The organism is Xylanimonas protaetiae, assembly GCF_004135385.1.
GTDB lineage: Bacteria > Actinomycetota > Actinomycetes > Actinomycetales > Cellulomonadaceae > Xylanimonas > Xylanimonas protaetiae.
In genome coordinates, this window is the sequence record NZ_CP035493.1 from 603,417 (window position 1) to 616,743 (window position 13,327).

Annotated in this window: 13 protein-coding genes; 7 read left to right on the plus strand and 6 right to left on the minus strand. The window is 73.1% G+C overall.

Going from position 1 to position 13,327, the window contains the following annotated elements; genetic code table 11:
- Nucleotides 1-42: 42 nt before the first annotated feature.
- Entirely contained in the window at nt 43-1,287 is a 1,245-nt protein-coding gene (locus ET471_RS02625) for an extracellular solute-binding protein (RefSeq protein WP_129186474.1), read from the minus strand.
- A 69-nt stretch (nt 1,288-1,356) separates the two neighbouring features.
- Nucleotides 1,357-2,388: a LacI family DNA-binding transcriptional regulator gene (locus ET471_RS02630; RefSeq protein ID WP_129186475.1), complete on the minus strand. Its 1,032-nt coding sequence runs from the start codon at nt 2,386-2,388 to the stop codon at nt 1,357-1,359.
- A gap of 346 nt (nt 2,389-2,734) precedes the next feature.
- Here ET471_RS02630 and ET471_RS02635 point away from each other — a divergent pair, with 346 nt between their 5' ends.
- The 3 genes from ET471_RS02635 to ET471_RS02645 are packed head-to-tail and all read left to right on the plus strand — an operon-like array spanning nt 2,735 to nt 5,967.
- Nucleotides 2,735-4,054: an ABC transporter substrate-binding protein gene (locus ET471_RS02635; protein WP_129186476.1), complete on the plus strand. Its 1,320-nt coding sequence runs from the start codon at nt 2,735-2,737 to the stop codon at nt 4,052-4,054.
- Nucleotides 4,055-4,061: 7 nt separating this feature from the next.
- On the plus strand, nt 4,062-5,060 hold the full coding sequence (locus ET471_RS02640) for a carbohydrate ABC transporter permease (RefSeq protein WP_129186477.1): 999 nt from the start codon (nt 4,062-4,064) through the stop codon (nt 5,058-5,060).
- A 1-nt stretch (nt 5,061) separates the two neighbouring features.
- Nucleotides 5,062-5,967 carry a carbohydrate ABC transporter permease gene (locus ET471_RS02645; protein ID WP_129186478.1) on the plus strand — a complete coding sequence of 302 codons (906 nt, stop codon included), beginning with the start codon at nt 5,062-5,064 and terminating at the stop codon, nt 5,965-5,967.
- An 80-nt stretch (nt 5,968-6,047) separates the two neighbouring features.
- Here the strand turns inward: ET471_RS02645 and ET471_RS02650 are convergent, their stop codons facing one another.
- From ET471_RS02650 to ET471_RS02665, 4 genes are all read right to left on the minus strand, one after another.
- Nucleotides 6,048-6,833: a hypothetical protein gene (locus ET471_RS02650; RefSeq protein ID WP_129186479.1), complete on the minus strand. Its 786-nt coding sequence runs from the start codon at nt 6,831-6,833 to the stop codon at nt 6,048-6,050.
- 94 nt (nt 6,834-6,927) lie between these two features.
- Nucleotides 6,928-9,576, minus strand: a complete 2,649-nt coding sequence (locus ET471_RS18740) for a MinD/ParA family ATP-binding protein (protein WP_129186480.1) — start codon at nt 9,574-9,576, stop codon at nt 6,928-6,930.
- Between the two features lie 69 nt (nt 9,577-9,645).
- Entirely contained in the window at nt 9,646-9,858 is a 213-nt protein-coding gene (locus tag ET471_RS02660) for a hypothetical protein (protein WP_129186481.1), read from the minus strand.
- Between the two features lie 151 nt (nt 9,859-10,009).
- Nucleotides 10,010-10,204, minus strand: a complete 195-nt coding sequence (locus tag ET471_RS02665) for a hypothetical protein (RefSeq protein WP_129186482.1) — start codon at nt 10,202-10,204, stop codon at nt 10,010-10,012.
- Nucleotides 10,205-10,519: 315 nt separating this feature from the next.
- On the opposite strand from ET471_RS02665, the gene ET471_RS02670 reads away from it, so the two are divergent.
- From ET471_RS02670 to ET471_RS02685, 4 genes are all read left to right on the plus strand, one after another.
- On the plus strand, nt 10,520-11,242 hold the full coding sequence (locus ET471_RS02670) for an AfsR/SARP family transcriptional regulator (protein ID WP_165350381.1): 723 nt from the start codon (nt 10,520-10,522) through the stop codon (nt 11,240-11,242).
- A 130-nt stretch (nt 11,243-11,372) separates the two neighbouring features.
- Nucleotides 11,373-11,975 (plus strand): GNAT family N-acetyltransferase, encoded by a 603-nt coding sequence (locus ET471_RS02675; RefSeq protein WP_165350382.1) that lies wholly within the window; start codon nt 11,373-11,375, stop codon nt 11,973-11,975.
- Nucleotides 11,976-12,173: 198 nt separating this feature from the next.
- Nucleotides 12,174-12,839 (plus strand): pentapeptide repeat-containing protein, encoded by a 666-nt coding sequence (locus ET471_RS02680; protein WP_129186485.1) that lies wholly within the window; start codon nt 12,174-12,176, stop codon nt 12,837-12,839.
- Nucleotides 12,840-12,951: 112 nt separating this feature from the next.
- A complete protein-coding gene (locus tag ET471_RS02685) occupies nt 12,952-13,320 on the plus strand; it encodes a hypothetical protein (protein WP_129186486.1) in 369 nt (122 codons plus the stop codon).
- The last annotated feature ends 7 nt before the right edge of the window (nt 13,321-13,327 follow it).

Consider the following 13,327-nt stretch of genomic DNA (forward strand, 5'->3'; position numbering starts at 1 on the left):
GTGCCCGCGCGGCGCGCGGGCACCCGTCCCAGGGACGTCGTGCTACTTGGCCTCGTACTTGCCGGCGCCGACCTCGCGGTCCCAGATGTCGAAGGCCTTGACCAGCTCGGCCGGGGCCAGCGGGGTCTCCTTCGGCATCTCCTCGATGAGGTCGTCGAACCAGTCGCGCTGGTACTGCTTGATCGCGTCCCGGGTCTCCTTCGGCGCCTTGTCGAGCGTCGCGCCCTCGATGGCCGGGCCCGGGTAGAAGTAGCCCTGGTCATACGCCTTGGCGTTCTGCTCCGGCGTGAGGATGTCCTGCAGGAGCAGCAGGATCGCGGAGATCTTGTCGGCCGACTGGCCCTTGGGGATGGCCGCGTAGTGCGCGTCGGTGACCCACGTGAAGTCGTCGAAGTGGGCCGCCTGGATCGTGTTCGGCTCGGTGCCGGTGATGCGCGGGTTCATGTCCCACCCGGTGGTGGTGGGGATCATGGCCCAGGTGCCGTCAGCCATGTTCGTGATGACCTGGCCGGTGCCCGTCGGGTAGTTGTCGACGTACTGGCCCAGCTCCTTGAGGTACGCCCAGGTCTTGTCCCAGCCGTTCTCCGGGTCCTTCGGGTCCTTGTCGCCCAGCATGTAGGGCAGGCCCATGAGGAACGTGCGGCCCGGGCCCGAGTTCGCCGGGCGCGCGTAGCCGAACTTGCCGGGGTTGGCCTTGGCCCAGTCCAGCAGCTCCTGCGGCGTCGACGGGACGTCCTTGACGACGTCCGGGTTGTACTGGAGGAGCGGGCCCGACGGGTAGTACGTGACGACGACGCCGTCGCTGCCCGCGAGGTCCTGCATCTTCTGGGCCGGGTCGATGTAGTTCTTCATGTTGGACAGGCGGTCGCCGAACTCGTCGACGATCGGGATCCACAGGTTCTGCTCGATGCCGGCCGAGAGGCCGTCGTTGCCCGTGAGGACGAGGTCCACCTGGAGGTTGCCGGAGTCGACCTGCGGCTTGACGACGCCCGTGACGTCGGGGGCGCCGCCGGTCTCCCACGTGACGGACGAGATGATGTCCGGGTGGTTCTTGACGAACTCGTCGACCATGCCGCCGGTGAGCTTCTGGTTGCCGGCGACGTCGAGGATGTTGAGCGTGACGGGGGCCGACGGCTTGTCCGGCACGTCGGAGCCGCCGGAGGCGGCCGGGGACTGCGCGGCGTCGTTGCCGGACGACGGCGGGGCGCACGCGGCGAGCGTCAGCCCGAGGCTGACCGCGCCGACGGCGGCGGCGAGCCGCGTGCGGTGCGAACGGATGATGCGCATGGTGCTGACCTGCACTTCCTCCCGGCGTCGGTGCCGGGTCCTGACAGATGGCATGGCGTACTAGCTGACCTACTCGCTGTCCGGGAAGTCCGCGCCCGGTGACACCGGACGCCTCCCTGGCTCTGCCGACGACCCGCGGATGACGAGGTCGACGGCAAGGATCTGGGGGCCGGTGGGCGGCGCGGCGCGCTCGCGCCCGTCGAGCTGCCCGAGCAGGAGGTCGACGGCGCGGCGGCCCAGCCGCGTGCGCGGCACGCGCACCGTCGTGAGGGCGGGCGACAGCACGGTCGCCACGGACGAGTCGTCGAACCCGGCGACGGACAGGTCGCCCGGGACGTGGATCCCGCGGTCGCGCGCGCGGCCGATGATCCCGGCCGCCATGACGTCGTTGTGCGCGACGACGGCCGTGGCGCCGATCGAGACGGCGAGGTCGGCGGCGGCGGCGCCGCCCGAGTAGTAGGGCGGGAACGACCCCAGCTCGACGAGCTCGACGTCGTCGTGCCGCGCGGCGGCGGCCCGCAGCCCCCGCAGGCGCTCGACGCCGGAGCGCGAGCTCTCCGGGCCGCCGGCCACGGCGATGCGGCGGTGGCCGAGCGCGCGCAGGTGCGCGAAGACCTGCGCGGCGCCGTCGGCGTCGTCGGCCGTGACGGCGGGCAGGCCCTCGACGTACCGGTTGACGATGACGGCCGGGGTGGTGCCGACCATGGCGCGCACGACGTCGTCGTCGCTGCGCAGGGACGCGAGCACGATGCCGTCGGTGCGCTGGCGCATCGTGGCCACGAGCGCCGGCTCGTTCTCGGGCTCCTCCTCGGAGTCCGACACGATGAGCGAGTAGCCGCCGTAGCGGGCGCGCGCCTCGACGGCCTTGACGATCGACGTGAAGAACGGGTTCTCGAGGTCGGGCACCACGAGGCCGAGGGTCTCGGTGCGACCCAGGCGCAGGCTGCGGGCGGTCGGGTTGGGGCGGTAGTCGAGCTGCGCCGCCGCGGCGGTCACGCGCTCGCGCGTGGCGGGGGCGACCTGGTCGGGGGACGTGAGCGCTCGCGAGACGGTCGAGACGGACACCCCAGCCAGGCGTGCCACCGCGTGAGCGCTCGTCATCGTCGACTCCCGTTCGTCGGCGGCCGCAGCCGCCTGGCCTGCGTCGTTGCCGGCCTGGACGATCCTGCAATCGTTTCCGCCCAGGTGTCAAGGGTCGTTGCCAAAGCGAGACCAGCGGACCTGCACGACGGTGCCGCATCTCTCGCAATCGTTTGCGGCCCGTAGGGGCCGACGCGCCCGTGGCGCCCGGCGCCCCGGTGCATGGCGCCCCGCGGCCCACCAGACAACGGTCCAGTGACAGAAGTGCGTGTTTTCACGCACTCCGGTGCGGTGACCTTCCAGGGCTCACCGAGATTGGGGCTGCGGCCGAACGAGCGGTTGCGTTCCGATCCAGATTGGAAATCCCATGAAGACCAAGCTTCGCGCCGGCGGCATCGTCGCCCTGGCGACGACCGTGGCCCTTGTGGCTGCCGCCTGCGGCGGCGGTGCCGACGAGGGCGCTGCCCCGGACCCCACCGAGACCGCGCCGGCGGGCGACGCCGTCGAGCTCACCTGGTGGCACAACGGCACCGGCGAGCCCCTGCTCTCCTTCTGGCGTGAGGTCGCCGACGACTTCGAGGCTGCGAACCCGCACGTCACGGTCAACGTCGAGGCCTTCCAGAACGAGCAGCTTCGCGACACCGTCCTGCCGACCGCCATGGCCGGCGGCACCGGTCCGGACGTCTTCCAGTCGTGGGGCGGCGGCGAGCTCGCCCGCTACCACGACGCCGGCCAGGTCAAGGACATCTCGTCCTTCCTCCCCGAGGCCGTCAAGGGTGCCGCCGAGGCGTTCCGCATCGGTGACGGCATCTACGGCATGCCCTACACCACCCTGCCCTCGGGCTTCTGGGTCAACATGAACCTCTGGGAGCAGGCCGGCCTGACCGAGGCCGACTTCCCGGAGACCCTCGACGACCTGTTCGACCGCTGGCAGACCCTGAAGGACGCCGGCATCGTGCCGGTGGCCGTCGGTGGCGGCGCCCAGTGGCCGGCCGCCCACTGGTGGTACTGGACCGCGCTGCGCTCGGTGACCCCGGACGCCATGCAGGCCGCGATCACCCAGGGTGACTTCACGGACGAGGGCTGGATCCAGGCCTCCGACCTGCTCCAGACGATCCTCGACCAGAACGCCTTCAACCCGGGCTGGCAGGCGACCGTCGCCCAGGAGGGCGCCGCGTCGGCCTCCGGCATGGTCGTGATGGGCCAGGCCGCCATGCAGCTCATGGGCACCTGGGACTACGGCGTCATGGGCGGCATCTACAACGAGGCCCAGGGCCTCGACGAGGACGCCCAGGACCACGCGAAGTTCCTCCGCTGGTTCCCGTTCCCGCAGGTCCCCGGTGCCGCCGGTGACCCGGCCGCCATCATGGGTGGCGTCGACGGCTTCTCCGTCCACGCCGACGCCCCGGACGAGGCCGCCGAGCTCCTCGCGTTCATCGTCTCGACCGACGTCCAGAAGCGCTACGCCGCCATGGGCAACATCCCGGTCGACGCCGGTGCCACCGCCTCGATGCCCGAGGGCCCGCTCTCGGACGCCGCGGCGGCCGTCGCCAGCGCCTCGTCCGTCCAGCTGTGGCTCGACACCGCCCTCGGCGACGGCGCCTTCAACGGCGCGATCGTGGCCTTCATGAGCGGCCAGGGCTCGGCCCAGGACGTCGTCGACTCGCTGACCGAGCTGTTCGGCTGACGTTCCGATGTCGACCAACGTCGAGATCGACGAGCCCCTGGCGGTGACCGCCAGGGGCTCGTCCCCCCTCACGCGCAAGACGCGGCGCAAGGTCCGGTGGTTCGAGGTGGCCGGGTTCACGGCCCCCGCGCTGCTGGTCTACGTGGCCTTCGTCTTCGTCCCGGTAGCCTTCGCGGTCGTCATGGCGTTCTTCGACGGCAACCGGGTGCAGCCCTTCAGCAACTTCGTCGGGTTCGACAACTTCGCCGAGATCTTCACCGGCGGACGCACCTTCGGCATGCCCTTCTTCTGGGACGCCGTCCGCAACAACTTCCTGATCGCGATCCTGTCGCTGGTGCTGCAGGGCCCGCTCGCCATCGGTGTCGCGCTGCTGCTCAACCGTCCGATGAAGGCCCGCGGCCTCGTGCGCACGCTCATCTTCGTGCCGTACGTGCTGTCCGAGGTCATCACGGGTGTCATGTTCACGATGATGCTGCTGCCCAACGGCGCCCTGGCCGTCTGGCTCGAGCGTCTGGGCCTCGGCAGCCTCGCGGACACGCTGTGGCTCGCCGACATCGGCAACGGCGGCCTGGGTTCGATCACCTTCTGGGTCGCCATGTTCGTCCTGACCTGGAAGTACATCGGCCTGGCGATCATCCTGTTCCTCGCCGGCCTCTCGGGCATCCCTGAGGAGCTCACCGAGGCGGCGTCGATCGACGGGGCCAGCTGGTGGCAGATCCAGCGCAAGATCACGCTGCCGCTGCTCGGCCCGACCATGCGCATCTGGGCGTTCCTGTCGATCATCGGCTCGTTCCAGCTGTTCGACATGATCTGGATCCTGACCCGTCAGAACCCGACCATCGTCGGCATGGACACCATGGCCACCTACATGGTGCAGATGGGCATGAACCGCAACCGCGTCGGCTACGGCTCGGCGATCGCCGTCGTGCTGTTCGTCATCACGCTGATCGTCGCCCTGGTGTACCAGCGGTTCATCCTCAAGCGCGACGTCGGAAAGGAGGCCTGAGATGGCTGCGACGACCGTCGGCACGGCCCCCGCGCCTGCCGCCAAGCAGGAGCTCCGGCACAAGAAGGTCTGGTCCTGGAGCCAGCCCTGGGTCTACCTGGTCGCCCTGGTGACGTGCGCCGTGGCCATCGGCCCGGTGCTGTGGGTGGTGCTGGGCGGCGCCCGGACCAACCCGCAGTTCCTGACCGACCCGGCCGGCCTGCCGAACCCGTGGAACTGGAGCAACTACGCGGACATCCTCTGGGGTCAGTTCGCGAGCCGCTTCTGGGGCCAGGTCATGACGTCGGCGATCATCGCCGTCGGCACCACGGCCCTCGTGGTGGTGCTGGGGACGTCCGTGGCCTACGCCATCGGCCGCTTCCCGATGCGCGGCACCGGCGCGCTGTTCGCGATCTTCGCCGCGGGCCTGATGTTCCCGGCGACGATCGGCATCCTGCCCACCTGGGTCATCCTGGGCGAGCTCAACCTGGTGGGTAACCCGCTGGGCGTGATCATCCCGCAGGTGGCGTTCGCGCTCCCGACGACGGTCGTGATCCTGACACCGTTCGTCAAGGCCATCCCTCGCGAGATCGAGGAGGCCGCCGAGATCGACGGCGCCGGCCGCGTGAAGTTCTTCTTCCGCATGCTGCTGCCGCTCGCGCGGCCCGGCATGGTGACGGTGGGCGTGCTCGCGTTCGTCGGCTCGTGGAACGCGTTCATGCTGCCGCTGTTCGTCCTCGGCGCGGGCGGCGCGGGCTCCAACCGCCACACCCTGCCGCTGGGCGTGCAGATGTTCCAGACGCAGTTCTCCTCGTCGATGACCTCGATCATGGCGTTCACGACGCTCGCCGCCATCCCGGCGCTGATCTTCTTCCTCGCCATGCAGAAGTACATCGTCAACGGCCTCTCGGGAGCCGTGAAGGGCTGACCCGCCCACCCGTTCACGGCCAAGCCCTCGTCGGTCCTCCCCGGAACGGCGAGGGCTTCGTCGTGCAGCGGCCCCGGCGGTCAGCCCGCCGACGTGTCGACGTCCACCGTGACCGCGTCCGCGCCGAACTCCGCCTGGAGCTGGGCGACGAGCGCGTCCAGGGTCTGCTGCTCCGGGCTCGTCGCGTCGGCCGCCGCGAGCAGCGCCGCCGACGTCACCAGCGCGGGCGCCGAGCCGCCGAGCGGGTACGACGCCTGGCGGGCGCCGTGGTGGTGCCCCGCCTCGCGCAGCCGGGGGCCGGTCGGCACCGGGGTGCCCAGCAGGTCGGCGAGCTGCTGGAGCAGCGCCTGCACCTGGACCGAGACCTTGCGGTCCCGGCGGCTGAGCACCACGACCTGGACCGCCGTCGCGTCCGTGGTGCACGCGCTGCACGCCGTCCCGACGGCGAGCGCCCGGTTCGTCGCGACGACGTCGGTGCCCGGCCGCTGGATCACCACCTGCACGGACGCCGACGTGGCGGTGCCCGACGTGCCGGTGGCCCACGCGGCGGCGACGTTGTCGGCGGTGATGCCGCCGCGCGCCACGTAGGCCACCTGGACGGTCGCAGCGCGGCCGCTGCAGCCGTCGCACACCGTCGACGCCGTCGCCGTCGCCGTCGCGTGCCCGCCTCGGGCCACAGCGACGGTGCGGGCCTGGGCGTCCTCGACGGCGGTGCGGCCGACGTCGGCGTGCGCGGCGGTCACGAGGTCGACGTCGGACGCGCTCGTGGACCAGTGCGAGCGGGACGACACGCCGCCCGCGACCAGCAGGACGCCGGCGACGATGCCGGCGGCCGCACGGGCGGCGGGGATGCGGGTGAGGTTCATGCGGCAGTCCTCCAGGTCGTGGGACGGGTGGTGCGGGTCGTCGCCCGGCGTGCGGGCGCGGGACGGGTCGTGCGCCCGCGGCGGCGGCCGCGGGTCACCGCACGGCCCTCGGGCTCGTGTGGAAGGAGTCCGCGAGCGCCGCCGCAACCTCCATGAACGCCTCGCGCGTGCGCGGCTGCAGCGCGGCGAGCGTGGTGTGCCCGCCCGCCTGGAGGGTCTTGTCCCAGGGGACGACGACGACGTGGGCGCACCGCTGCGCGAAGTGGTCGCGGATGACGTGGACGGCCGGGTCGGCCGCCTCGGTCACGCCGTTGAGGACGACGACGGCGGTGCGGACCAGCTCGGGGTACCCGTGCTCCTCGAGCCAGTCGAGGGTCTGCGCGCCCGCGCGGGCGCCGTCGAGGGCGGGCCGCAGCACGAGGACGAGCTCGTCGGCCTCGGCGAGCAGGCCCTGGTTGGCGCTGTCGAGGATGCCGGTGCCCGTGTCGAGCAGCACGAGGTTGTAGAAGTGGTCGAGGACGCCCACCACCTTGCGGTACGCGGCCCGGTCGAGGGCCTGGGTGATGCGGGCGTCGTCGTCGGACGCGAGGACCTCGAGCCGCGACTCGGGGCACTGCGAGGTGTAGCGCCGCATCGTCGCGAACGAGTCGACGGCGCCGGCGTCGTGGATGAGGTCGGTGATGGTGCGGTCGCAGTCGCCGGCGATGCGGTTGGCGAGGTTGCCGGCGTCGGGGTTGGCGTCGACGGCGACGACGCGGTCGCCGCGCAGGGTGGCGAACGTGGCGCCCAGCCCGACGGTGACCGACGTCTTGCCGACGCCGCCCTTGCGGCTCATGACGACGACGCGGCGCGTGCCGTCGATGGGGGCGCGGACGCGGTCGTGCAGGGTGTCGCGGCGGACCTCGGACCTCCCGGGGCCGAGGGCGACGGCGCCGTGGGTGCCGGTGCGGACGGCCTTGCGCCAGCCCGTCGTGGCGAGGCGCCGCGGGGCGCCGAGGACGGTCTCGTCGGTGAGCTCGGCGGCGGTGAGGCCCGACAGGCGCGTCGGGTCGAAGACGTCGGCGGCGGGCGGCTCGGCGGCCTCCCCGGCGGGCGGCTCGGCGGCCTCCCCGGCGGGCGGCTCGGCAGCGGGCTTGCCGGCGGCGGGCGCGGGGTCCGGCCCGCGCACGAGCTCCGGCTCGGGTTCCGGCACGTACCGCGGGATCTCCAGGCCCGCGACGGCGTTGAGCCCTGGCGCGGCGGCACTGAGCCCCGGCGCGGCGGGTGCCCACGGCGCCGGCGCCTGGAGCACCGACGCGGACCGGCTCAGCGCCGCGAGCAGGTCGAAGCCCTGCGCGGACGCGGGCAGGTCGGGCACGTCCCCGGGGCCCGCCGCGGGCGCGGCGTGGGCCCCGGGGGCGGTCCCGGGGGTGAGGGTCGAGTCCATGATCTGCCTCCTCGGTCGACGGGCGGTGAGCAGCCGGCGGCCGAGGGCCGCCCCCGACTGCAGGGTGCGGACCGCGAGCGCCGCCAGGCCGGCCACGGGCACGGCCAGCAGGGCGAGCGAGACGATCCCGACGAGCACGGCCGCGACGTCGTGCGCGGACCATGCGGCGGACAGCAGCGACCACTGGTGGGTGACGGCGTCGACGGCCGTCGACGTCAGGGCGGGCAGGTTGAGGACCAGCCAGACGACGCCCGCCGCGAGCAGCGGCACGACGCACAGCACCCAGGCGGTGACGGCGCGCCGGGCGCCGGGGCGCATGTCGGCGACGCGCGGGTCGACGGGCCGGCCGGGCACCACGCTGCGCAGCACGGGGCCGATGCGGGCGAACAGGTCGGGCACCCCGGCCAGGTCGGTGAGCACGAAGTAGCCGTCGAGGCGCACCGCGGGCAGCAGCTGCTCGAACGCCTCGACGTGCATGAGCACGAGCACGACGAGCAGCACGGGGCTGTCGGTGACGAGCTGCGCGGTCCCGACGGCCAGCAGGCACCACACCGTGAAGTAGAGGCCCCCGAGGTCCGTACGCAGCCGCCCGCCCCGGCCGAGCCGGTAGGAGTCGGTGACGTTGGTGAAGAACGCGGGCGCGACGAGGTAGACACCGACGCCGATCCGCCCCGGCGTCGCGCCGCCGTACGAGCAGGCGGCGGCGTGGCCGAGCTCGTGGACCAGCGCGCACAGGGTCGTCAGCGCGAAGATCCCGACCATGACGACCGGGGTCTGCAGCACGACGGCCAGGGCGTCGATGACCTGGGCGTCCGCGAGGATCATGACGTCGACGGCCACCCAGGCGGCCAGCACGAGCGCGACGACGACGGGCCGGAAGGTGGGGGCGAGCACGCGCGCGAGGCGGCGCACGACGCCCGCGGGCACGAGCGTGCCGCGCATCGTCAGGCTCAGCAGCGGGTTGGCGGTCGGCGCCTTGCGGGCCCGGCCGCGGGCACCGGCACCGGCGTCGTGCGCGGCGTCGTCGGCGAGGCCGACGGGTGCGAGCTTGACCGAGACGAGCAGGTCGAGCCCCTCGACGGTGAGGGTGCGCCCGTAGGACACGCTGACGGCGTCGGCGACCTGCGCGGGCGTGCGCCGCGGGTCGAGCCGGGCCAGGACCGTGTTGACCAGCGCGGACACCTGGACGACCTGGCCGTCCGGGCGCCGCACGAGGAACGCGGGCGCCTTGAGGCCCGACCCGGCGACCTCCCCGAGCAGGGTGGTGCCGACGGGACGGGCCCAGCGATGTTCGTCTACCCCGATGGTGGTGCTCATGGTTGCTCCCGGCCGGCCCGCCGCCGCCGGAGATACGGCCCGGCGGCGGCGGGACGGACGTGCGGGCGGTTACCCGTGGAGGGACAGGCCCTGAAGGATCGTGCTGGCCGCCGTCGACCCGATCGTCGCGGCGTTCAGGGCAAGGCCCACGTTGACCGCGACCACCGGGCTGACGTTGATCACGACCGGAGAAAAGCGTCGCGCGAACAGCAGCGTCTCGCGCGGCGGGAGGAGCTCGACGGACTGGTCCGCCAGCTCGCGTGCGGTGATGAGGTCGTGCACAGGGACTCACTTCCTCGGATCGATGGGCTTGCAGGAGGCCCGGTGCCGCCGGCCGCGGGCACGGCACGCGTGCCCTCGGGGTAAGGAGGCTCCCGGCGTGCCGTACGGACGCAAGGCACGACGACACCGGGCGTTCCGGTGCATCGTCCGGTCAGCCCTGGCTGACGACGATGGTCTGGACAGCGCTGCTGGCCGCCGTGGAGAACAGCGACGCAGCGTTGAGCGCCAGAGACGAGTTGGACGCGTAGATACCCGCCCAGTTGGCCCGGTTGAAGAAGAGCGTCTCCCGCTCGGGGAGCAGCTCCGTCGACTCTCCCTCGAGCTCGTGGAGCGTGATCTCGTTCATGTGTTGTCACCCCCTCTCAGGTGAAGGACGGGGTGAACGTAGGCCGCGCGACGTGACCCCGGCGTCGTCTCGGCGTGACGATGGCGTCATGGCCCCGTGACCGGAGCGTGATCCGCACGTGACGGGGCGACCGCGACCGGGCCTGCGGCTCTACCGTGAAGCGAGCTCGGGGTTCGGGGTAGGGGTGCGTCACGATCGGTCGCTGATGTCCGAGGTGTCACGGATCGCCTCCTCCGCCCTCTTGTCTGGTGAGACCTCCGCGACGGGACCCGTCGCGAGGGAGCGATGGACGACTCGGGGTAACTGACCATGACCATGACCGTCGACGAGGCCGCGCCGGCCGTCGTCGGATATCGGCTCAACCTGCTCGGCGACGCCGCCGTCCTGCACGACGGCGCCCCCGTCCCGCTGCTGCGACGCGAGCGGCTGCTCGTGTCGCTGCTCGCGCTCCAGGGCTCCCGACCACGGGGCCACATCGCCGGGACGCTCTGGCCCGAGACGCCCGAGGACCGCGCCCGGGCGTCGCTGCGGCAGTCCCTGCGCACCCTGCGGCAGGTGCTGCCCGACGGGTTCGTCGTGGGCGGGCCGGGTTCGCTCGGGCTCGCTCCGAGCCTCGACGTCGACGTCTGGGAGGTCCGGCACCAGTGCGAGACGGTGCTCTCCGGGACCGTGCGCCTGACCGTGCGCCGGGCGCTGGAGGCGCTCCACGCGATCACCGGGCCGGAGCTGCTGCTCGGGGAGTTCGACGACTGGGTCGACGTCGAGCGGCGGCGGCTCCAGCGACAGCGCCTGCACGCGCTCGAACGGCTGACGCGCGAGCTCAAGCGGCTCGGCGAGACCGCCTGGGCCATCAGCGCGGCCGAGGCCGCGGCCGACCTCGACCCGCTGCGCGAGGAGCCGGCGGCGTTGCTCATCGCACTCCACCTCGCGGAGGGGTCCGTGGTAGAGGCGCGCCGGACGTTCGACTCGTTCCGGCGCCGGCTGCGCACCGAGCTGCGCGTCGACCCGTCGCCACGGGTGCTGGCGCTGCTGCGCTGACTCCCCCGGCGGTCCGCACGGCCCGGTGGTCCCCACGTACCCGATGGGGCTGTCCCGACGGTGCGCCACGAGCCGCGACCTGACGAGGCGACGGCTGGACGTGCCGTGGCCCGGCGGGGACAGTCGAGGCATGCCGAACGTCGTCGTCCTCCCTCTGACGGAGCTGCCCGCGGACCGTCGCGCCGAGGTGGCGCGCGTCTTCGCCGCCGCCTACGCCACGGACCTTGCCACGATCTCGCGCGACACCGAGCGGTGGGCGGCCGCGCTCGCCCCGGCGTTCGTGGCCGACGTCTGCTTCGTCGCGCTCGACGGCGACGCGGTGGTGGGCGTGGCGGCCTGCTCCCACGGGACGACGCGCGCCCTGCGGCTCGACCCGCGGGCGCTGCGCCGCCACCTCGGCGTCGTGCGCGGGACGTTCGCCTCCCTCGCCATGGGCCGGACGTTCCACCACCGGCTCCCCTACCCGGCGTCGACGGGCTACGTGGAGTGCGTCGCGACAGACCCCGCGGCCCGCGGCCGGGGCGTGGCGACGACGCTGATGGACCACCTCCACGCGCTCCCATACGACGACTTCGTGCTCGAGGTGACGGACACCAACGAGCGGGCCCGCGCCCTCTACACGCGGCTGGGCTACACGGAGCACCACCGCCGCCGCTCGCGCCTCCCCTGGCTGACGGGCTACCGGGAGGCCCTGTACCTGACGCGGGCGGGGAACGGGGCCCGGGCGGCGTAGCGGCGGCCCGGGCGGCGACGGCACCTCCCTTTCGATGTCGTACTTCCTTGCGTTCCGGCCGCCGAAGCGCAAGGAAGTACGACATCGAAAGGGAGGTTGTGGAGGACGCGGGCAGGAAGGAGACGGCCCGGCGGCGCCGGACCCGCCCGGCAGAGCGCCGGAACGGCCCGCGTCGGCGGGTGTGGCTACGCTGCCCAGATGGCGCGGACCAAGCCCTTCCCCGAACGCCCGGCGATCGACGAGGTCGTCCTGACGGACCTCGTCGCCGGGGACCCGGCGGACCTCTGCCCCGGCACCGACCTCGAGGGCGTCGCGCTCGCCGACGTCGTGGCGGACCGGATCAACCTCGCCCGGGCGGGTGTCCACGAGTCACACCTCGCCGGGCTGCGGGCGGGCGAGCTCGACCTGACGGGCGCGACGCTCGTCGACACGGTCGTCGACGGCGTCGACGTGCCCGTCGTGCGGGCCGTGCGCAGCACGTGGCGCGGCGTGAGCCTGCGCACCGCGCGGCTCGGGTCGGCCGAGCTGTACGAGTCGCGGTGGCGGGGCGTCGACGTCGTCGGCTGCAAGCTCGGCTATGTCAACCTGCGCGGCGCGACGCTCGACGACGTCCGGTTCACCGACTGCATCGTCGACGAGCTCGACCTGGTCCAGGCGACGGCCACCCGCGTCGCGTTCGCGGGCACGCGGGTGCGGCGCCTCGACGTCCAGGGCGCCACGCTGCGGCACGTCGACCTGCGCGGCGCCGGGCTGGAGGAGCTGAGCGGCCTGGACGCGCTCGCCGGGACGGCGATCAGCCCGGAGCAGCTCGCGGACCTGGCGCCGGCGCTGGCCGCGCACCTGGGGATCACCGTGCTCGGGTGACGCTGATAGCCAACGGTTGTCAGCCCATCGGAGATGCCGCTTGGACACGTCCTCCCACCGCTGCGGACCATGGAAGGGCAGGGGAGCGGGTCCGACGAGGGAGGCCACTGCCATGGACCGTGAGACGACCGGACCGCAGGAGGCCGGACCGCAGGACGACGTCGTGACGGCGCGCGAGACCGTGGTCTCGTACGTCGTACGCCCCGAGGCGCTCGGCATCCGGGCCCCGGCCGACGTCCCGGAGGGCTGCTACGTCGCCCGCTTCGACGAGGGCAGCGTGGGCAACCCGTCCTTCGCGCTCCTGCCGTACACGGACGGCGCCCCTGCGCTCATGGTGACGGTCGCGGGCGACCACGGCGTCGACGAGCGCTCGCCGCGCTACGTGCGCGTGGCGACACGGGTGGGCGAGGTCGACTACGAGCTGCACCTGCCCGTCAACGCCACCGGGTGGGCTTCTCCCCCGCCGGACGGCCCCGCCTGACGCGCGC